Origin of the sequence: Erythrobacter crassostreae, from assembly GCF_019204045.1 — a bacterium.
GTDB lineage: Bacteria > Pseudomonadota > Alphaproteobacteria > Sphingomonadales > Sphingomonadaceae > Erythrobacter > Erythrobacter crassostreae.
In genome coordinates, this window is record NZ_JAGSPC010000001.1 from 1,697,384 (window position 1) to 1,717,350 (window position 19,967).

Annotated in this window: 20 protein-coding genes; 8 read left to right on the top strand and 12 right to left on the bottom strand. The window is 58.5% G+C overall.

Annotated features, from left to right (window positions below; translation table 11 throughout):
* Positions 1 to 4: 4 nt before the first annotated feature.
* Positions 5 to 1,414: a methyltransferase family protein gene (locus tag KCG46_RS08305; RefSeq protein WP_218404785.1), complete on the top strand. Its 1,410-nt coding sequence runs from the start codon at positions 5 to 7 to the stop codon at positions 1,412 to 1,414.
* A gap of 2 nt (positions 1,415 to 1,416) precedes the next feature.
* Here the strand turns inward: KCG46_RS08305 and KCG46_RS08310 are convergent, their stop codons facing one another.
* The 4 genes from KCG46_RS08310 to KCG46_RS08325 all read right to left on the bottom strand — a co-directional run bounded on the left by KCG46_RS08310 (position 1,417) and on the right by KCG46_RS08325 (position 5,331).
* The gene (locus KCG46_RS08310; protein WP_218404786.1) at positions 1,417 to 2,640 is read right to left on the bottom strand and encodes a cytochrome-c peroxidase; all 1,224 of its coding nucleotides are present in this window, start codon (positions 2,638 to 2,640) and stop codon (positions 1,417 to 1,419) included.
* Positions 2,641 to 2,786: 146 nt separating this feature from the next.
* Positions 2,787 to 3,089: a putative quinol monooxygenase gene (locus KCG46_RS08315; RefSeq protein WP_218404787.1), complete on the bottom strand. Its 303-nt coding sequence runs from the start codon at positions 3,087 to 3,089 to the stop codon at positions 2,787 to 2,789.
* Positions 3,090 to 3,102: 13 nt separating this feature from the next.
* Complete coding sequence (locus KCG46_RS08320) at positions 3,103 to 4,476, bottom strand: glutamate--cysteine ligase (RefSeq protein WP_218404788.1); 1,374 nt, start codon at positions 4,474 to 4,476, stop codon at positions 3,103 to 3,105.
* Positions 4,477 to 4,563: 87 nt separating this feature from the next.
* Positions 4,564 to 5,331, bottom strand: a complete 768-nt coding sequence (locus tag KCG46_RS08325) for a 16S rRNA (uracil(1498)-N(3))-methyltransferase (protein ID WP_218404789.1) — start codon at positions 5,329 to 5,331, stop codon at positions 4,564 to 4,566.
* 40 nt (positions 5,332 to 5,371) lie between these two features.
* Between KCG46_RS08325 and KCG46_RS08330 the strand changes: the two genes are divergently transcribed.
* From KCG46_RS08330 to KCG46_RS08340, 3 genes are read left to right on the top strand one after another with little or no spacing between them, the layout of a single operon-like run.
* The gene (locus tag KCG46_RS08330; protein WP_218404790.1) at positions 5,372 to 5,758 is read left to right on the top strand and encodes a hypothetical protein; all 387 of its coding nucleotides are present in this window, start codon (positions 5,372 to 5,374) and stop codon (positions 5,756 to 5,758) included.
* On the top strand, positions 5,755 to 6,657 hold the full coding sequence (gene ubiA, locus KCG46_RS08335) for a 4-hydroxybenzoate octaprenyltransferase (protein WP_218404791.1): 903 nt from the start codon (positions 5,755 to 5,757) through the stop codon (positions 6,655 to 6,657). Before KCG46_RS08330 ends, ubiA begins: the two co-directional genes overlap by 4 nt.
* Positions 6,657 to 7,286, top strand: coding sequence for an SOS response-associated peptidase (locus KCG46_RS08340; RefSeq protein ID WP_218404792.1), 630 nt, complete (start codon positions 6,657 to 6,659; stop codon positions 7,284 to 7,286). Before ubiA ends, KCG46_RS08340 begins: the two co-directional genes overlap by 1 nt.
* Before the next feature lie 61 nt (positions 7,287 to 7,347).
* Here the strand turns inward: KCG46_RS08340 and KCG46_RS08345 are convergent, their stop codons facing one another.
* Positions 7,348 to 7,740 carry a VOC family protein gene (locus tag KCG46_RS08345; RefSeq protein ID WP_218404793.1) on the bottom strand — a complete coding sequence of 131 codons (393 nt, stop codon included), beginning with the start codon at positions 7,738 to 7,740 and terminating at the stop codon, positions 7,348 to 7,350.
* 101 nt (positions 7,741 to 7,841) lie between these two features.
* On the opposite strand from KCG46_RS08345, the gene soxR reads away from it, so the two are divergent.
* The gene (soxR, locus tag KCG46_RS08350) at positions 7,842 to 8,297 is read left to right on the top strand and encodes a redox-sensitive transcriptional activator SoxR (RefSeq protein WP_218404794.1); all 456 of its coding nucleotides are present in this window, start codon (positions 7,842 to 7,844) and stop codon (positions 8,295 to 8,297) included.
* On the opposite strand, the gene KCG46_RS08355 is transcribed toward soxR, so the two are convergent.
* From KCG46_RS08355 to KCG46_RS08370, 4 genes are all read right to left on the bottom strand, one after another.
* Positions 8,294 to 8,836: a SixA phosphatase family protein gene (locus KCG46_RS08355; protein ID WP_218404795.1), complete on the bottom strand. Its 543-nt coding sequence runs from the start codon at positions 8,834 to 8,836 to the stop codon at positions 8,294 to 8,296. The genes soxR and KCG46_RS08355 overlap by 4 nt on opposite strands.
* Positions 8,837 to 9,036: 200 nt before the next feature.
* Positions 9,037 to 9,906: a sterol desaturase family protein gene (locus tag KCG46_RS08360; RefSeq protein WP_218404796.1), complete on the bottom strand. Its 870-nt coding sequence runs from the start codon at positions 9,904 to 9,906 to the stop codon at positions 9,037 to 9,039.
* 105 nt (positions 9,907 to 10,011) lie between these two features.
* On the bottom strand, positions 10,012 to 11,079 hold the full coding sequence (locus KCG46_RS12655) for an AraC family transcriptional regulator (protein ID WP_255551835.1): 1,068 nt from the start codon (positions 11,077 to 11,079) through the stop codon (positions 10,012 to 10,014).
* Entirely contained in the window at positions 11,076 to 13,757 is a 2,682-nt protein-coding gene (locus KCG46_RS08370) for an ATP-dependent DNA helicase (RefSeq protein ID WP_255551945.1), read from the bottom strand. Before KCG46_RS08370 ends, KCG46_RS12655 begins: the two co-directional genes overlap by 4 nt.
* A 218-nt stretch (positions 13,758 to 13,975) precedes the next feature.
* Between KCG46_RS08370 and KCG46_RS08375 the strand changes: the two genes are divergently transcribed.
* Both KCG46_RS08375 and KCG46_RS08380 read left to right on the top strand, forming a co-directional pair.
* On the top strand, positions 13,976 to 14,383 hold the full coding sequence (locus tag KCG46_RS08375; RefSeq protein ID WP_218404797.1) for a nuclear transport factor 2 family protein: 408 nt from the start codon (positions 13,976 to 13,978) through the stop codon (positions 14,381 to 14,383).
* Between the two features lie 63 nt (positions 14,384 to 14,446).
* Positions 14,447 to 15,067 (top strand): TM2 domain-containing protein, encoded by a 621-nt coding sequence (locus tag KCG46_RS08380; RefSeq protein ID WP_218404798.1) that lies wholly within the window; start codon positions 14,447 to 14,449, stop codon positions 15,065 to 15,067.
* A 91-nt stretch (positions 15,068 to 15,158) separates the two neighbouring features.
* Here the strand turns inward: KCG46_RS08380 and KCG46_RS08385 are convergent, their stop codons facing one another.
* The 3 genes from KCG46_RS08385 to KCG46_RS08395 form a co-directional block, all read right to left on the bottom strand.
* Positions 15,159 to 16,250 (bottom strand): transporter, encoded by a 1,092-nt coding sequence (locus KCG46_RS08385; RefSeq protein WP_218404799.1) that lies wholly within the window; start codon positions 16,248 to 16,250, stop codon positions 15,159 to 15,161.
* Positions 16,251 to 16,280: 30 nt separating this feature from the next.
* Positions 16,281 to 16,643, bottom strand: a complete 363-nt coding sequence (locus KCG46_RS08390) for a hypothetical protein (RefSeq protein ID WP_218404800.1) — start codon at positions 16,641 to 16,643, stop codon at positions 16,281 to 16,283.
* 65 nt (positions 16,644 to 16,708) lie between these two features.
* Positions 16,709 to 17,887, bottom strand: coding sequence for a GGDEF domain-containing protein (locus KCG46_RS08395; protein WP_218404801.1), 1,179 nt, complete (start codon positions 17,885 to 17,887; stop codon positions 16,709 to 16,711).
* Positions 17,888 to 18,293: 406 nt separating this feature from the next.
* Here KCG46_RS08395 and KCG46_RS08400 point away from each other — a divergent pair, with 406 nt between their 5' ends.
* On the top strand, positions 18,294 to 19,910 hold the full coding sequence (locus KCG46_RS08400) for a lysine--tRNA ligase (RefSeq protein ID WP_218404802.1): 1,617 nt from the start codon (positions 18,294 to 18,296) through the stop codon (positions 19,908 to 19,910).
* Positions 19,911 to 19,967 lie beyond the last annotated feature (57 nt).

A 19,967-nucleotide genomic window follows, 5' to 3' on the forward strand; every position in this document is an offset into this window, starting at 1 on the left:
GGTCATGAGCGCGAATTCCCAACCGAGCGCAGCCGCCTTGAAAAGCGAGCCGCCAAAAAGCGACGTTTCTGCAGGCGTAGGCCTTGCCGGATTGCTTGGCCTGTTCGGATGGATCGCGTTCTGCCGTGCTTTCCCGCTGATTTCGGAAACCTTTGGATTCACAGGTGCTTTCTCGCCTGACCGCGGGGTTCTGTCCGGTCCCTATGCCGCGCTTGCTGCGCTGGTGTTTATCGCCGGGCCGATGGCAGTCTGGTCAATTCTTGTAGACCGCGTCCACCTGCGCCCTTCGACGGGGATAGACTGGAAGCTGAAACGCAGTGTCGCAGATGTCTTACCGGTTTCCACGGTGAAGATCGCCGGTATCTGGGCCACTTATGCCGTGCTGGCAGGCCTTTACGGCCTGTGCCGCTGGTATTGGGACGGTTCGTATCTGTTCGCGATGGAAGTCTTGTCCATGGCTGTGATCCCAATGGTGGTGCTCGCGGTTCCCTACATCATCTGGCTCGACCGGTTCATGATCGAACCCAAGGATGCGAGCTGGCATTTCGGTGCGATGCTGATCGGGCAGGAAGAGTGGGACACTGATGCCATCAAAAAACACTGGCGTGCATGGCTGATTAAGGGTTTTTTCGGAGCCTTCATGATCTCAATCCTGCCGGGCGGCTTTGCCTTTGTCGTCGAAGCTGACCCATCGGTGATTACGAGCAATCCGATAGAGCTCGCGGTGCTGCTCATCACGCTGCTGTTTATGATCGACGTGCTGGTGGGCACGGTTGGCTATCTTTTCACCCTGCGCCCGCTCGATGCGCATATCCGATCTGGCAATCCATTCTTGAGCGGCTGGTTGGCGGCGCTGATCTGCTATCCGCCATTTGTCTGGGGCATTATCGGGAACAACAGTCAGCTTGTCAGCTATGAGCGCGATACCGCCAAGTGGGACTATTGGATGGCGGACAATGAAACCTTGCTATGGATGTGGGGCGCGTGGCTCGTTGCACTCACAGCGGCTTATGCCTGGGCGACAGTCGCGTTCGGCATCCGTTTCTCCAACCTGACCTATCGCGGCGTTTTGACGAACGGCCCGTATCGCTACACGCGGCATCCTGCCTATCTGTCGAAGAACCTCTATTGGTGGTGCCTGCACCTGCCATTTCTGGTCACCAGCGGCTCGCTAACAGAGGCCATCCGCAACTGTTTCTTCCTGTTGGTTGTGAACGCGATCTATTACTGGCGCGCGCGCACAGAAGAGGCGCACATGCTGGCCGAAGACCCGAAATACCGCGAGTATTACGACTGGATGGAGCATAACGGCTCAATCACAGCGCCGCTCGCGCGCCTCAAACGCCGGATGCTTGGCCGGATAGACCGGCGGGGTGGGGCGACAAATGGTGCCGCACCCGAACCCGCTGAGTAAACCTATCGAATAAACGGATCGGCGAACCGCGTGTCAGCGCCCAGCGTGTCATCGGTAAGCGTTTCCATAAAGTCGACCAAGGCTTCGCGATCATCAATCGTCAGATTGAGCCGCCTTGGCACGCCGCCTTGCTGCAAGCGATTGTCCAGCGCCGGACCTGCCTGCACGCCGTCGCTGTAGTGATCGACAACCTGCCGCAATGTCGTGAAGCGTCCGTCATGCATGAAGAAGGTCGATTGTCCGACACTCTTCAGCGATGGTGATTTGAACACTGTTGTCTCGGCTGCATCCAGACCGTTCGAGCGGCTGTTCGCATTGAGCGCAAAAGTGGGAGGCTGGTGGCAAGTCGCGCAGCCCGCACCGCCATTGTTGACGCCCGTCATAAACAGTTCGCGTCCGCGCTGCTCACTCGCCGTAAAGCCCGGCAATGCCTGATTGAGCGCGCGGCCCGGCGCGCCTGGGGCAAAGACCTGCGCGTATGCTTGATCCCAGCGGCTGTCTGAGGAAATCATCGCGCGTTGAAACTGGGCAAGCGAGCGTTCAATCCGCGCTTCAGTGATAGCACCGTCACCAAACACGAACTCAAACAATGTGGGATAGTAGGCGAGGCCTTCCATCTTTGTGATGAGCGCAGCGATCCCGCCATTGTCCGACCAGCCCATCTCGTTCGCATCGAGGATCGGCTGTGTTGCTTGATCCTCAACGTCGTCTGCGCGCCGATCCCAGAACATTTCGCCGGGAGCATAATAGCGGATATTGCCGAGCCGCATCGCATGTGCGCCGGTTAACCCGCCTTGAAATCCGGTGGACAGGCGCTCGTCATCGTCAAAGCCGATGCTTTGCTGGTGGCATGTCGAGCAGCTGGTGGTGTCGTTCACGCTCAAGGACGCGTCGTAAAACAGCACGCGGCCCAAGGTCGCGATCGGATCGGTGACGGGGTCACCAGCCGGTGTGTTGTCGATCGCCTCGACAGTGTTGTCGTAATACGCTGGCAGCATAGGGTTCGCGTAATTCTCAAGGTTCGCCAGATCAATGTTCAGGAACTGCTGAACCACGGCGTTCGCCTGAGCGGTGGAATCTGTCGGGGTAGGGGTTGGCGTGGGAGTGGCTGTTACGGTTGTGGTATTCGGGGTGGTTGATCCGCCTTCACCGCAAGCGGCAAGTGTTGTCATCAAAGTGAGCGCAAGTGCGGTTGATCCGGCGCGCCCGGTTAGCCTGATTGTCACGCAAATCCCTCCATATCCGTTGCGGATACGGACAAAAGACACGGTCGGCGTGTCGGCCAGATTAACGAGCAGTCAGAAAAGCCTGTGTGCGACAAAGCGATACAATCGGCAGCGTTTCTGACACAAAACCGCCGCCTGTTTCGCGGTCACATCAATGGCGCGCCATCGTCAGCTTGGAACTTCATCACTTCGATGATTTTCACGTCCAGATCGCCGAGCGCTTTTTGGAAAGCGGCCATATGGGGCGTTTGCAAATGCGCGACCAAAGCGGCTTCATCGACCCACTTTTCGATGATGTGCATCGTTGATGGATCAAGGATGTCGGTCGCGTAGGAATAATCAATGCAGCCTTCTTCTGCGCGCGATGCTTCGATCATCGTGGTCAGGGCATCGCGGCCTGTATCAAGGGCGCCTGCGCCGAGCTTCGCTTTGCCGACTACGATCAACATTCCGCTATCTCCCTTAGAACGAGTATTTGTACACCCGCGAAACGTCGCCGTTCCATTCGCCGTGATAGGCATCAAGCAGGCGCTGTGCGGGCACTTTCCCTGTGCTAACGATTTCATCGAGCGTTTCGAGATAGCCCGTTTCGTTGTCACCGCTGGCATTCAATCGGCCGCGCGCGGCGAGGCCTTTATGCGCAATCGCCAGAACTTCGCGGCCAAGGTCCTGCATGGTTCCTGTGCCGCCGGGTAGTTTGGTGTCGAGGCCCAAGCGAGGGACTTCAGTGCGAAGCCGCTCGCGCTCTTCCATGCTCCAATCCTTGACCAGATCCCAAGCTGCATCAAGCGCGCCTTGATCGTACATCAGGCCAACCCAGAACGCGGGAAGAGCGCAGATGCGGCTCCACGGCCCGCCATCGGCACCGCGCATTTCAAGGAAGCTCTTAAGGCGCACTTCGGGAAACGCGGTGGAGAGATGATCCCACCAATCGCTTGCCGTGGGGCGTTCGCCGGGAAGCACGGACAGCTTGCCGTCCATAAAATCACGGAAGCTCAGGCCCGCTGCATCAATGTATTTGCCATCGCGAAAGACGAAGTACATCGGCACATCGAGCATATATTCCGCCCAGCGTTCATATCCGAAGCCATCTTCGAAAACGAATGGCAGCATGCCGGTGCGGTGCGCGTCGGTGTCTGACCAGATGTGGCTGCGATAGGAGAGGTAGCCATTGGGCTTGCCCTCAGTGAAAGGCGAGTTCGCAAACAGCGCCGTTGCGAGCGGTTGCAGCGCGAGACCGACGCGGAATTTCTTCACCATGTCGGCTTCGGATGAATAGTCGAGATTGACCTGAATGGTGCAGGTCCGCAGCATCATATCGAGGCCCAGATTGCCGACCGTGGGCATATGCTTCAGCATGATGTCATATCGCCCTTTAGGCATAATCGGCAGTTCTTCGCGGGTCTTGTCCGGCCACATGCCAAGGCCGAGATATCCGACACCGCAGCGTTCGCCGATGGCTTTCACTTGCTCCAGATGACGACCCGTTTCCGCGCATGTCTGGTGCAGGTTTTCGAGCGGCGCTCCGGAGAGTTCGAGCTGGCCCGCAGGCTCGAGGCTGACTGCGCCATCATCGCCTTTGAGTGCGATTACGTTGCCGTTCTCCTCGACCGGCTGCCAGCCATACTCCTGAAGCTCGCCCAGAATATCGCGAATGCCGCAAGGCTCGTCATAAGAAGGCGCCCGGCGATCATCGCGTTTATAGACGAATTTCTCGTGCTCGGTGCCGATGCGCCAATCAGAGGCGGGCTTCTCCCCGCCGGCCATCGGGGCGATCAATTGCTCGATACCTTCGATCACGGGTTCTGGGCCGTCGGATGTCTCTCTTGTGCTCATTAGGGGAGGGCACCTTTCTGTCTTGTCAGTTGCCCTAGAAAACCGATTCCCTTGTGGGAAGTGTAAACTGACTTTCGATCCACGAAGTCATTCTTCGTCATCAATCGGGTCTAGCCAGTCACCGGCCTCAGCCATCCAGACGGAGAGCGCCGCGATGGCTGCGGTTTCGCCGCGCAAAATGCGCGGGCCGAGCGATATAGGTTTGGCCAATGGATGAGCGCGGATTGCCTCGCGTTCGCCGTCGTCAAAGCCGCCTTCGGGCCCGATCAGGATAGCGGCGGGGCCTTCGTGGTAGCAGAATGCATCGGCAACCGGCTCTCCGCCCATCTCGTCTGCAAAGAACAATACGCGTTCCGCTGGCCAATCCCGCAGCATCGCATCGAGCTTTTGCGGCTCGATTATTTCGGGAAGCGCGGTCCGTGCACATTGTTCGGCCGCCTCGGTCGTGAGCGTGCGGGCGCGATCAAGGTTCAGCTTATCCGCGACACATCGGCGCGTAATAACCGGCTGTATGCGTGCGGTGCCCAGCTCGGTTGCCTTCTCAAGCACCATATCAAACCGGTCTTTTTTGAGGAGTGCGGGGCAGAGCCACAGGTCGGGCACGCTTTCACGTTCACGCAAGCGCTGGACCAAGGTCACATCAACGCGGCGTTTGTCCACTTGCCCGACGCGAGCGGCCCATTCGCCTGTGATATTGTCGCACAGGATCACAGCATCGCCTGTCCGAACCCGCATGACTTTGCCAAGATAGTGCGCGTGCCCGCCATCAAGCGCAAAGGTTCGGCCTTCGGCGAGTTCGTCTTCGACGAACAGACGCGGGGCGCTTCGAGGCGGCCAAGAAGGTGTGGCTGGCATGGGCTTTCCCCTAGGCGCGGCGGACGCTAGAGAGCAAGCCATGACAGCGAAAATGGCACAATACGGGATCGCGGCGGTGTTCCTGCTGCTTGGCGGATGGGCGCTGTTTGCGCCTGCCAGCGTGATCGAATTGGCCGTGACACCGGAATACCGCGACAGCGCGTACCTGACGACTTTCACCATGGCGTGTTTTGGTTCTCAAGCGGTGCTGTTCGGTATTATGGCGCTGGTGCTGGAATGGCACGCGTGCGCGTTTCTCGTGTTCGCAGCGGCGTTGTTGCCGTTCTTCTGGTTTAACTACCATTTCCACTATGTTGAGCCGGTGCTGACGTCGATCGGGATGCTCGATTTCGCGGGTAACGTCACAATGTTGGTGCTGGCCTTGCTTGGCTGGCGTGCGGCAAAACAGGCTGAGGCCTCGGCGTGACCGAACAGATCGTACCTGACACAGAGCACCGCGGGCTGGTTGAGCGCCTGCCGCAATTGCCGCGTGATCTTGCGCAGCTTGCGCGGTTTGACCGGCCTATCGGTTGGTGGCTGCTGTTTTGGCCCTGCGTCTTTGGCGTTTGGCTGACGGGCGCGGGATGGCAATTGCCGCTGCTGGGTTGGCTGCTCCTCGGCGCGATTGCGATGCGCGGGGCGGGGTGCGTTTATAACGATATTGTCGATGCCGACCTTGATAAGAAAGTCGCGCGGACCGCGGCTCGTCCGGTTGCGAGTGGGCGCATTTCCAAGAAGCTCGCATGGGGATGGCTGTTTGCGCTGTGCCTCGCCGGGCTGGTCGTGTTGTTGCAACTCAGACTGGAGGCGCAGATTGTTGCTCTGGCCAGCCTCGCCATGGTCGCCGCCTATCCGTTTATGAAGCGCATTACGTGGTGGCCGCAGGCGTGGCTGGGCATGGTGTTCAATTGGGGCGTGCTGGTCGGTTGGACGCAATTGCGCTGGGACAATTGGGATGTGCTCGCTTGCATCTATGCTGGCTGCATCTGCTGGGTCATCGGCTTCGATACGATTTACGCCCTCCAAGACCGCGAGGATGATGCGCTGGTCGGGATCAAATCCTCCGCTTTGCGCATGGGCGAAAAAGTTCACGCCGGGGTCGGCGCATTTTACTCCGCGACGATTGGTCTGTGGGGGCTGGGCATTTGGCTCTACCGTCCCGATTGGCTTGCGCTTGCCGCGCTGCTTCCCGTTGCTCTGCATCTGCTATGGCAGGTCTCCACGCTTGACCCCGAAGACCCTGCCAACCCGCTGGAACGGTTCCGTTCCAATCGCTGGGCAGGAGCGCTTATGGCGGCGGCTTGTTTCGTGGTCGGAAACGCCTGATGTGCAATCTTTACCGGATGACCAAGGGCACCGACGAAGTCGCCAAATGGTTTGATGCGGTAGAGGCGCAGGGCGGCGCAAATTTCGGTGAGGAGATATATCCCGGCTATCCCGGGCTGGTCGTTGCTGGCGGTGAGCTGAAGCAAATGACGTGGGGCTTCCCGCTGGTGATGAAGGGCAAGAGCGGCCAGCCATTGAAGCCCAAACCGGTCAACAATTGCCGCACGGATAAGCTGGGCAGTTTTTTCTGGCGCCATTCGTTTGAGGAACGCCGCTGCCTGATCCCGCTCACCGGCTGGGCCGAAGCGCAGGGGCAAAAGGGCGCGATGACGCGCACTTGGCTGTCGCAGCCGGATACCGAATTGTTCGCCTGTGCGGGCGTTTGGCGGGTAAGCGACGAGTTCGGGCTTTGCTATTCCATGGTGATGACAGACAGCGCCGGATCGGCGGCTCAGGACGTGCACCGCCGGATGCCGGTGCTGCTGAAACCAGAGGACTACAAGGGTTGGGTCTCTGGCACACCGGACAAGGCGCGCTCTTTTTGTATGCCTTGGGCTGGCGAGCTGACAATCAACCGGACAGACCAGCCTTGGGTTAAGGGCAAAGCGATACAGAAAAGCTTGCTGTAACGTTTCCGCTTCGCGCATTTTGGCAAGGGTGCAAACATCGGCTCACGCGGCATAATTTCGTTCATGATGCCGACTCATCGTAGCAGACGATTTCAAACTCGATCCCATCCCAATCGAAGAAGTAGAACCGTTTGCCAGGGTCGTAATCGTCGTGGCCAAATGGTTTGAGGCCCGATGCAATGACAACCTGTTCGGCCGCGTCGAGATCGTTGACGACGAAGGCGATGTGATTGAGCGGCTGTCCTTTGGAATAGTCACCTTTCACATGATCGCCGGTGTAAAGCGCGAGGTAGGTCTGGCCATTTTTTTGATCGCCGACATGAAGGCTCCACCCGTATTTCTGACTTGGCCCGCGCCAGCGCTCACCCCAACCGAGCATTTGTTTGAACAATTCCGCGCTGCGCTCCGGGTCGGTGACTGAAATATTGGCATGTTCAAGAAAGCCTTTGAGCATCGTTTCATTCCTTCAAAAGAGCTGATCCGAATCAGCAGACTTGAGCATTGTGCAATCTCAACCTAACTTGAGGTCAAGAGATAATCGCAAAGGCGGAATTGATGACTGGCACACTTCGCAAAACCGACCTGATCCCGATCGGAGAAATGGCGCGCCGCACCGGTTTGTCGGTGTCCGCCATCCGGTTCTATGAGGATAAGAAGCTGGTGGAGCCTGTACGAACCGGCGGCAATCAGCGGCGCTTTCTACGCTCTGATATTCGCCGCGTCAGCTTTATCCGGATTGCGCAGCAGCTCGGCCTGACACTTGGTGAGATCGAGGCTGAGTTTGCGAAGCTTCCGCACGGGCGCACTCCAACAGCGCGGGATTGGCAAAGCATCAGCAAGGGCATTCGCGGCGTTCTTGATGCAAAAATCGCTGAGCTACAGCGCACACGCGACGCGCTGGACGGGTGTATCGGTTGTGGGTGCTTGAGCCTGAAGAAATGCGCGATCTACAACGATAACGATCATCTGGCCGCAAAAGGCCCCGGACCGCGTCAGTTGATCGTGGACTAAAATTCTGGCCCGAGTTCCGGGTCAAGATCGCGCGGACGGGCAAAATGCACGATTTTGGCGCAGTAATTCTTCAGATCTGCCCAACTATCGATGTTGCATTCCAACACAGCAAAAGCCGCCGTCGGGAACTTGATCGATGCCTCTTTGAACAGGTCATTCTCGTGCGCGGGTGAAACCAGTTCTAGAATGACTTCCTGCAGGCCGGGATTATGGCCGGAGATTAAGACCGTGTCCGGTTCAATCTGTGCATTTGCCGCGTGTTCCTGAACCGTTTCAAGAATGGTGTCAGATGCTGCGAGATAGAGCCGTTTGTCATAGATCGGCTCCAGTTCAGGCAGCGCATCTTCTAGTGTGGCAGACACGCGAATGGCCGGGCTCGCGATCAATTGATCCCATTTGATCCCGTGGTCGCGGATGTGATTGCCAATAAGCGTGGAGCCGCGGCGGCCGCGATCATTCAACCCGCGGTCAAAATCACGCTGGGCAATGTCATCCCAATCGGATTTGGCGTGACGCAACAGTCCGAGGATTTTGGTCACCCGCTTGGCTCTCCGTTTGATTATTTCCACCACAGCGCCGCTTTGTCGCAGCCTGCGCCGTGCCAATTGCTACAGCACGATAAGGGATGCTGTGTAAAGCAAATGCGGCAGCCCGATGACGCACCAATCCGGAGCGCCAAAAGGCTGCCGCTGGCCTGCGCGAGGAGTGCGCTGGCCGCTGGGGACTGGAATTGCGGGGGTTACGCGCTTTCGGGCGCGGGGGTGTCGGCGGGTTTCGCAGGACGGCCAAACATAATCAGCGGTTTGGCGTTCTTGCGGAACTCTTCTTTGTAACGCGGATGCTCCGTGCCCATCATCTTGTCCCACCAGGTGAAGTAGAACCCGTAATTGTGGCCGGATGAGTGGTGCAGATCATGGTGCGTTGTGGTGCTGATCCAACTGGTGAGTGGATTATCGACCCAGCCTGCGGGGAACAGCTCGCTGCCCGCATGCGCCATCACATTGCGGATGATCTGATGCCACAGGAAAAACAGGATAGCATACCCAGCGTAGGCCAAGCCGAATTGGCTGGTGACTAGCAGGAACAGCGGTACATAGGCCGCCTCTAGGAAGGCTTCGGTGCTGGCAAAGCTATAGGCGGTCCACGGCGTTGGCGTGCGCGATTTGTGGTGATGCATATGCGTTGCCTTGAACAACGCCTTGGAATGCATGCCGCGGTGGAGCCAGTAGAAATAGGCATCGTGAACCAGCACCATCAACGCGAACTGCCATGCAATTGTCAGCAGCGCTGGATCATCGAGGTGAAAGTTGATCACGCCCATCTCGCGCCCGATCAGTGTTGCAAGCGTTGTCACCGCAAAGACCAGAATGGTGCGCCCGGACGATAGAACCTCTCGGCGATAGTCGGCCGCGCCTGCCTTGCGTTTGCGTTGAATGCGGCGGTTGGTCGCCCATGTGTTGAAGACCAGCAGGAATATCGTCAGCACGCCCGCTGCGATCAGATAGCGGCCACCGTCAAAATATATGACTTTCAAGAAGTGTTCGCCCACCGTTTCAAAGGCGGTGGCAAAATTCACAGTCTGTTCCGGTGCCGACTCTAATCTGGCCATGGCGCGTCTCCTAAGCGGTTGATGTCCGCTTTATGAGGCACGCTATCACAAACCTCTCCGCACTCCTGCAAAATCCGCATCAATTCCGAAATCGCCCATGCTTTTTCAGTTTTGACCAGTGGTGTCCGCCCACACTTCTTCGCTGTCATTGAATGACAAGCGTCTGAAATCACTCGGTGTTGTACCGGTTTCTGATCGGAATGCCCGGTTGAAGGTAGGCAGTGAATTATACCCGAGATCCATTGCAATTGTCAGGACGGGAAGGTCGACATCATCGGGATTCGCAAGCTTTTCGCGTGCTTCTGCAATGCGGTGGCGGTTCAAGAACGCGGAGAAATTGCGGTACCCCAGCCGCCGGTTGATCAGCGCACGCAACCGGTGCTCCGGTGTATCGAGGTGATCGGCCAGCCCGGCGATAGTCAGGCCTGGCTCCCGATAAGTGCCTTCCGCCATTGCAGCCTTCAACTTGTCATGCAGAACTTGCTCTGAAGGCGTCAGGTCGAGCGGAGCCGGCGCCTCTCGTTCACCGCCTTTCTCGGTTTCAACGAGCAATTCGGGATCGGTTCTGAGCAAGGCGATGCCGGAAAACAGCGTTATCAATAGGATTAGCACGCCGTTCACCGCTTGGACCCACGCACTACCGGAGGTAGGGCCGCGAAAAAGCTCATAGATCAGTATCAGGCCAACTTGCGCGCCTATCAGGAGGGGCAGCACCAACCGGATCACGCGGCGCTTTTCGATCAGGTCGTCCGCCCGTCCGGCGAATGCAACACGGATCAGATCAGCAACGAGGACGAGCGATATGAGCCGGTTCGCGTAAAACGCTGCTACACCCAGAACATCGATGAAAGTGCCCGCCAGCCACGTCACGAGAAGCGCGGCAGCTGGCAGATAGACGATCTTGGTTGCAGGCTCGCGTTCAAAGAGACGGCGGGCAAACAGCCAGATCCAGAACGGCGTGGACATCGCCGTGAGGTTGAGCATGGCATCGACCCATCCGACCGGCTCCAGAACCGGGGTCGAATTGATGACATAGGCAATGACGCCGACGAGAAGACCGACCAACGTGACTTTCAATTCGCGGCGCATTTCTCCTTCGACGACCTGCGCGAGCAGCATCAGGTTCGCGCCAATCGCAAATATGCGGACGTAAAAGTCGATTTGCTCGATCATGGCATCCAATCTGGCGGTTCAAGCTCGGCATTTCCACCCGTTTTGACAGGTTCAGCAGTGCGTTCGCCGATTTCGCCGTTTTTGATGCGCTCCAGAGCTTCGTCGAGGGGTACGCGGTGGACGGCGGTGCCTTCGGGAAAGGCGCTGAGCAATCGGCTGGGAAATGCGGAGGAAAGAACAACGAAATGGCCGTGATCGTCCTTGTTCCGGATCAGGCGGCCGAATGCCTGCGCAAGGCGCGCGCGGATAATCCGGTCGTCATATTGTACGCCTGCACCCGATGCGGCGCGGCGCGCTTTGTGCAGGATATCGGGGCGGGGCCATGGCACCGCTTCCAAAGCGACACAGCGCAGCGAACGGCCCGGCACATCCACTCCGTCGCGCAGCGCATCGGTGCCGAGCAAACTCGCGCGCGGATCATCGCGGAAGATATCGACCAGCGTGCCGGTGTCGATCGGGTCAACATGCTGGGCGTAGATGGGCAGGCCTTCGCGGGCCAATCGGTCGGCAATGCGGCCATGCACCGCACGCATCCGGCGTATGGCGGTGAACAGGCCGAGTACGCCGCCTTCGGATGCTTCGATGATCCGCGCATAGGCACCGGCAAGGCCGGGCAGGTCGCCTTTCTTCACATCGGTGACGATCAGGACTTCGGCGCGCGCGGCATAGTCAAACGGGCTTTGCGCGGCAGACAGCAGCGGCTGCGTCTCGACATGCGCTGCGCCGCTTCGGTCGATGGCTGATTCCCATGGATTACCCGCCTGCGAGCCAATCCGGTCGGTCAGCGTCGCACTGGTCAGCATGACGCCGTGGGCGGGCTCTAAGACGACCTTTGCAAATGGTTTCATCGGATCGAGCCAGCGGCGATGGATCGCCACGTCAAATTCGCGCGCGTCGGATCGGTCGACGGCGAGCCAATCGACGAATTCAGGATCCGCGGGTCCGCCAAGGCGCGCCAGCAGCGCTTCCCACGCAGAGAGCAGATCGATCCGCCACGCCAGCGAGTGGCGTGCGCCTTCGATCCGATTGCGGCCTTGCCCGTCCAGCCAATCGGGCGGTTCGGCCATTATCGCCTCAAGCCTGCCGCCGATGCGGATCAAAGGCGTGCGGATCGCGGCCAGCGCTTCGGCCGCCGCACCGGCGGCTTCGATCACTTCGCCCGGCAATCCGCCTGCTTCGGTTTCGATGCCGTATCCGGCTTCCTGTCCGCCGCTTTCATCGCGGGCATAGGTCGCGCCGCGCACCGCTGCTAACAGCGTTTCAATGGGGCCGGAGGGTTCGCCTTCGACGAGCCGTTGCAGCCAACCTTCACCGGGTAGGGCGGCACCCGCTTCACAGGCGGCTTCGATGGCTTCGCCGCCTGCATCATCATAGCTGGCCACATCGGCAAGGCGTGCGGCGAGGCCGCGCCTGCGGCCCCGATTCTTGCGTTCCGGCCCCATGATCCAACGGCGCAGCTCTATAGTCTCTTGGCCCGACAGCGTGGCGGCAAAGGTTGAATCTGCCGCTTCAAAAACGTGGTGGCCCTCATCAAAGATCAGGCGGGTGGGGCGCTGCGCATGATCGCGGCCCCCACCAAAACCAGACCGTGCGGCGTTGACCATCACGAGCGCGTGGTTTGCGATCACAAGATCAGCCTGAGCGCTGTCGCGTCCAGCGCGCTCGATAAAGCACTTCCGGTAATGCGGGCATCCGGCATAGATGCATTCACCGCGCTGGTCGGTCAGCGCGGCGATCCCGCGTTTGCGGAACAGTGTGCCGAGCCAACCGGGCAGGTCGCCACCGATCATGTCCCCGTCACGGGTAAAGGCTGCCCACCGCGCGGCCAGCTGCGCCAAAATCGCTGGTCGTCCGGCAAAACCGCCTTGCAGCGCGTCTTCCAGATTGAGCAGGCAGAGGTAGTTTTCGCGCCCTTTGCGCACCACGACAGGCGGCGTGTTGTCGGGGCGTTTTGCGGGCCAAGCGCGGCGGCTTTCGCTGCGCAATTGTCGTTGCAGGTTCTTGGTAAAGGTTGAGACCCACACCGTGCCGCCCGATGCCGCCGCCCACAATGAAGACGGCGCGAGGTAGCCAAGCGTCTTCCCGATGCCGGTGCCCGCTTGTGCCAAGGCGACATGCGGCAAATCGCGCTTGTCACGCGGGGCAAAAATACGTGCTGTGTCTTTGGCGTAGTCGCGCTGGCCTTCGCGCTTCTCCGATCCTTCACCGGTCAAATGATCAAGCTGCGCCAGCACATCTTCTTCGGGCAGTTCAACCTGTCTGGGCGATCCGCGTTCGGGCGTTTCCTCCCATTCGGGCAAGGTCGCAAACAGCCACTTTTCGGCTTTTTCGGGGCGCTCAATATGCGGTTTGAGGACCTGCGCCCAAGGCCAGCGCAGCCGCTCCATACTTTGTAAAGTGCTCCACGCGCCCTGCCGTTCAAACCATTCGGGGTCTTCGCAGGCCGCAATCATAGCGCCTGCCGCGCGTTGCAGGAAAGCAGGCACATGCTCGTCGCCCTCCGGCTCTTCCAGTTCGAGCGCTTGCGCCAATCCACGCGGTGTCGGCACGCAGAAACGCGCTGGATGAACAAAGGCGAACAGTTCGAGCAGGTCGAGGCCGGATAGATCGGGATAGCCCAACCTGCTCGCCACCAGCGGCGCATTCAGGATCAAAACCGGCGTATCAGACGCCGCCATGATCGCATCGCCTTTCGAAACGGCTCCGGTCGATCCAGTAGGCGAACGCAGCCAGTTGCCGCCGTGATTGGCGTGCAACGCAGGCAGCGGAACCGGTTCAGAAGAGGGCGATGCGGGGGAATTCACAGACGGATAAATGCGCAAACGCACACCAAAAGTAAACGATTGCGGGTCACACTTTCGGGCAGAATTTGCAGAATGCTTTTCAGGAGGACGCAATGCGTTTCAAATTGATGCTGGCAGCTGCAGCGATGATGGTGGCAGCACCGGTCGCTATGGCCCAGGAAAATACGCAGACACCGGGCGCAGCGCGCGCTGTTCAGGGTCATGTCGATGCCTACCGATCTGGCAATCTGGAACGCTATGTCCGCTCCTTTGCGCCAAACGCGGTGGTAACGATGAACGGCGTGGTTCTGGCCAATGGTCACGCAGAAATCCGTGCTCTTTATCGTCTCAATTTCGCCGAAGGCGCTCCGAAAATCCGCATTGATGATAGCGGCGTCAATCGTGATCGGGTTTATCTCTCGGTCGCCTATGTCTTTGCCGATGGCAGTGAGCAGTGCTGCTCCTATTCCGAATATTTGGTCAGCGGCGGAAAGATCACCCGTCTCGATACGCAAGGTTAGCGCGCTAAACCGCTTTTTAAGGTGATCAAGCTATTGCCTTCGTTGAATTTTTGAGGGGTTGATATGTCTTTTGGTCGCAAAGGATTGGCAGCGGGTGAAGCCGTCGCTGCGCCAGCATTTGGTAAGGCGCAGGGCTTTGGCGGGGCCGCCGCGCAGGCCAATGATGACATCGCGGCAAAGCGCGAAGCGTTCATCGCCTCGGAGCGTGCCCGCAAAAACCAACCGCCCGCGCCGACCAGTTTTGATCCAGCGGGTTCCAGCGCGCCGCGTTCGACAAAGTTCGATCATCTGGCGGGTGGCAGCCGTGCAGCATCGCCGCTGGCCGCGCGGATGGAAGGCGCAGATCCGGCAGCTTACAATCCGCGGCCACGCAAGAAATTCACGGGATTCGATGCCGCGTTCGGTGTTCCGGAGAAACGGAATGTCGCGATTGCATATCTGTTCTGGTTTTTGCTCGGCCAGATTTCCGCGCACCGTTTTTATTGCGGAGACAGAAAGGGCGCTGTCGCCCAGATGACGACGTTCTTCATCTCAATCTTTGCGATGTTTTTTGCGCCGTTTGTCGGAATGGTTGGCATGGGGATCTGGGTATTCTGGATCATCGCCGATCTGTTCCTGATCCCTGGATTGCTGAAAAAGTACCAAGAGGCGCATCGCAGCGATTACAGCAGCGTTTTCGCCTGACCTCGAATGAAAGAAGGGCAGCGCACGCATTGCTGCGGCGCTGCCCTTCTCCTGCGACCCTGGAACGGGGGGATGCCCCAGGGCTAGCTCGTTAGAACGCTTTTTGTAGACCCACGGTCAGGGTGTAATCGGTCGGCATTTGCGGACCGTTCAAATCCTGAACCACCGGAAGGCCGCCCTCGATACCGAGGCGCCAGCCTTTCAGCGTTCCGCCCGTTGCCGCGAAGTTTACGCCGGCAAATGCGGTGACTGTTTCTCCACCTTGGAAATCGGGGTTGGCGGTTTGAACCGGGCCAGCAATGGCCGGATCAATGCCATCAACGCGTCCTACAGTTTCCGCCTGAACGCGGCCTGAAAGCGCGATGCCTTGTGTCAGCGATGCCTGAAGCCAAGTTGTCGCCATGGCGCGGTTGCCCAGCGAATACCCTTCGTCATTATCGCCAAGCCGGACGGTGCCTCTGATCTGAGCGCCCCAGGCAAAGCTGTCATTGCGATCCGAATAGGTGATGCCCGGTTCCAGATCGAATGTGCCCGATCCGATCTGCATCGGATAGGGTGTGCGCACGGTTGGCGTCCCGCCCATAGGTGTGAGGATCTGCGCTTCTTCTTCGATTGCGCCGGTCGGGATGGAAACACCGGCATTGATATGCACTGTGTCTGTCAGGCCTATCAGAGCTGCGACCTTGGTGTCACCGATATCCGCCGTAGTGGTGCGGAACTCACCCAGGCGGGCGGTGCCCATGCCGCCCTGGAAAGTGATGTGGTCCATCTCTTTCGTGACGTAATTGCCCATAACCATCAGTGTTACCTGATCGGATAGGCCATACATGATGCCCGCCATATGCATGTCCATCCGCATGGATGTAGGCACAATGCGCAGTGTCGGCGGCTGTCCGGGCGCGCCGAAGAAGCGGTTTGGCACGGTCGTCGCGACTGTTTCAGGTGTCACATCGTCTGTGCCGATCTGGATGCCCGCCATGTCCATATACATCAGGCGGTAGCTGACCATCCATTCGCCTTGTTTGTGGCGGTGGTCACCCATCACTCCGATGGGAGCATGGCCAAGAGCGTTTACCTCGTAAGTCTCGCCGTCTTCATGGCCTTCATCGGCGACAGCAGGTGCAGTGCCGAAAACGGCACCGGCGACAGCGAGCATGCTGCCCGCCTTAAAAAACGTGTTCATTGTATTCTCCTGAGATCTGAATTGTGGGTTTCAGATCAGGAGAGGCGGCCCCGTGGCTTCGTAAGCGGGGTAGGGCGGGCGTGTCGCCAGGGCGCGGATTGGCGCAGGCTGCGGCAATCCGCGCGGGGCAACGGCTACGGTGAATTGGGCTGTTTCCGGCGGCAATGTCGGGCCGCAAGCAGAGCAGCACGGATTTGCGCTGTTGCTGTCCGAATGACCGCTGTGCGCACCCTCGGATGCAGCATCGTGATGATCGTGGCTCTCGGCCGCGGCTTCAAATTGGGCGGGTGCCGCCTGAGCCATGTCCAGACAACAGGGCGCGCCAAATACGGTGCGGACGGCGATTGCCATCAGCATCATAGTCAGCAGTATTGGGCGCGCGCGTTGATACATTGTCTCTTGCCTTAGCGCCTTAAATGCGCATCGCAAGAGGAGGTTCCGGTCAGCTGACAGCTAGATCAGGCGACTGCCTTTAGAACGTTAAAGCCATCGCGAGTCTCTGCGCCGACAACACGGTCACGCCCGTCCGCCTTTGCGCAGTAAACGGCTTGGTCGGCGCGCTGGATTGAGCCGCTTACCGGTTTGCCATCTTCGCGCAGGTGAAAACCGATGCTGGCCGTGACCTTTGCCTTTGCAAGGACACCATCAAATTCAAGCGTTGCAATCGCTTTGCGCAGCGCCAACGCCAACGCCGATGTGCCCGGTGCGAAATCGTCATAGATGAGCACAACAAATTCCTCACCGCCGATACGGCATACCTCGCCAAAGGGGTGGAGCAGGCTTAGCAGCCGCGTACCAACTCTCCGCAAAACAACATCGCCTGCATCATGGCCATATAGGTCGTTGATCTTTTTGAAGTGGTCCAGATCAATTGCGATGACCGCGCCGATTGACCGGCCATCCTCCCGGTCTTCGCTGATCGCGCGTTCCATGCGGCGCCGATTTCCCAGCTTTGTCAGCGGATCGATTTCCCCCTGCAGGATCTCTCCTTGCAGCATATCATGCCCAATCGCGACCATCAGCAGCAGCCCGACGAGGATCGCCATAATCGCGCTGCTGGTGTGAAAGATCATCGAAATCCAACTGTAATAGCTGGCGACGGCTTCGCTCCCTTGGCCCGTCGGGTAAAACAAAGCGATAAAGACGCGCGCCGCGTACAAAGTGCCCGCAATACCGGTCACAAAAAATGCGATCAGATCGACAGGGGTCTTTCTTCGGTGCGCGAACAGCGCTCCAGCTCCGGTCAGAATGATTGCAGAGCCTACGCCTTGAACCGTCATCGTGCGCAGCCACGGGGATAGTTCCCAGGGCACGCCAGGGAGCAACATAACCGCACCGATTGTTACAAGAGCAAGAGCGGTTTTCGGCACATGTGGCTGATGACGCACGACAAATGCCTGCATCATTCCGAGCAGCGCCAGATGGTGGCAAACGACAGTGAACCATCCGAGCCAGTCAATCGTTGTTAGGCTGCGGTAAGCGTCGACGGTGATGGATAGGCCGGCAATAAAAAAACCGAGAGCAGCCCAGCGCGCGGCGATGATCTTTTGATCCATCACAGCGATCACCGCTAGTGCGAGAGCAAAAAGCCCATACACCGCTGGAATCACTAAAAATATTGCGTTTGCACCCGCCATGCACCTGCGGTTAGGCAAGTATGGTTTCGATTAGACTAACAGACTAGGTAATTGTACAATTGACTATAATTTTTGTTTTTCAGGTCGCAACTTTCGATCTTGTTAGTCTGCGCAAAATAACGCCAAAACTTGCGGTTCATCGAGAACATGGCTTGCAGGTTGCGCAGTCCTACACCGTGCGATCAACCTATGGCGGAACCGATAAGATGCTTCGATCATTCGGAGTTTATGTTGGACAAGTGTCAACTGTGTCCAACATCGCCAAGGTTCTGAAAAATATGCCTAACTGCCTGTATGACACGGGTGACACTTCGCCGATCTGTCAACTGTGTCCTACAATCCCGAGGTGCTCCAATCTGCCTTCGCGCTTGCAACATCGCCAACCTTCCATAAAAGCCGCCAAACTATGACAGACACAACCCTCCAAGATGCCGCTCGCAATTCCAAGGCCTGGCCATTTCAGGAGGCCCAGCGCCTCGCCAAACGGCTGCGTGATGGAAAACCCGGCGGTGAGCCTGTTCTGTTTGAAACCGGATACGGCCCATCGGGCTTGCCGCATATTGGCACGTTTCAGGAAGTGCTGCGCACCACATTCGTCCGCCGCGCCTATGAAGCGCTGACAGGGCAGGCAACTCGCCTTGTCGCGTTCAGCGATGATATGGATGGCCTGCGCAAAGTGCCGGACAATCTGCCCAATCAGGCGATGCTGACCGAAAACCTTGGCAAACCATTGTCGCAGATCCCCGACCCTTTCGAGAAGTACGAAAGCTTCGCGCATCACAACAATGCGATGCTGCGCGAATTCCTCGATCGGTTTGGTTTTGAATATGAATTTGTCGCTTCGTCCGACCGTTACAATTCGGGCGCGTTTGACGATGCGCTGAAGAATGTTCTCGCGCATAATCAGGACATTCTCGACATCATGCTGCCGACTTTGCGGGCAGAGCGTGCGGCGACATATTCGCCGATCATGCCGATCAGCCCGGCGACCGGTGTTGTCCTGCAAGTGCCGGTCGAAATTGTAGACGCGCAGGCTGGCCTGATCCGCTTTACCGATGAAGACGGAAGTGTGATCGAGCAAAGCGCGCTGGGCGGAAAGTCCAAGCTGCAATGGAAGGTTGATTTTGCCATGCGCTGGGTCGCGCTGGGCGTGGATTATGAAATGTACGGCAAGGATTTGACCGACACGGGCGTGCAATCGGGCAAGATTGCGCGTGTGCTTGGCGGCAATAAGCCGGAAGGCCTGATTTACGAGCTGTTCCTTGACGAGAAGGGCGAGAAAATCTCCAAATCGAAAGGCAATGGCCTGACGATTGAGCAATGGCTGGAATACGGCACGCAGGAGAGCCTCGGCTTTTACATCTTCCCGAACCCGAAAAGCGCGAAGCAGCTTCACACCGGAGTAATCCCGCGCGCGGTCGATGATTATTGGCAGTTCCGTGAGCGTCTGGGCGAACAACCGCTCGACAAGCAATTGGGCAATCCGGTGTGGCATTTGCTGCGCGCGAACGAGACGATGACCTCGCCAGAAGCACCGGGGGCGGGAGACACCGTGCCGGTGTCATTCGGCCTGTTGCTAAACCTCGCCAGCGTGCTGGGCGCGGAAGCGTCGGCGGAGAATGTCTCCGAGTACCTGACCAGTTATCTGGGTGAGCCGGTCAGTGATCCATCAGTGGACGCGATGATTGACGCGGCTGTGGCCTACACCCGTGACTTTATCGTGCCGACGCTGAACAAGCGCGCGCCAGCGGAGAATGAAGCTGCGGCTCTGCGCGCTCTGGATGAGGCATTGGCGAATGCTGCGAATGCTGCGGATGATGCGGACGCGGAAACCCTACAAACGGCGGTTTACGAGATCGGCAAACGCGAGGAGCTCGGTTTTGAAAACCTGCGGGACTGGTTCCGTGCGCTTTACGAAACGCTGCTCGGCAGTGAACAGGGGCCGCGCATGGGCAGTTTTATCGCGCTTTACGGTGTCGAAAACAGCCGCAAGCTGATCGCAGAGGCGCTGGCAAAAGCGTGATCAAGACGGTCCGCGCGAGCGGACCGCAAGGCCGACTGGCCGCCCGCAGCGCCGACA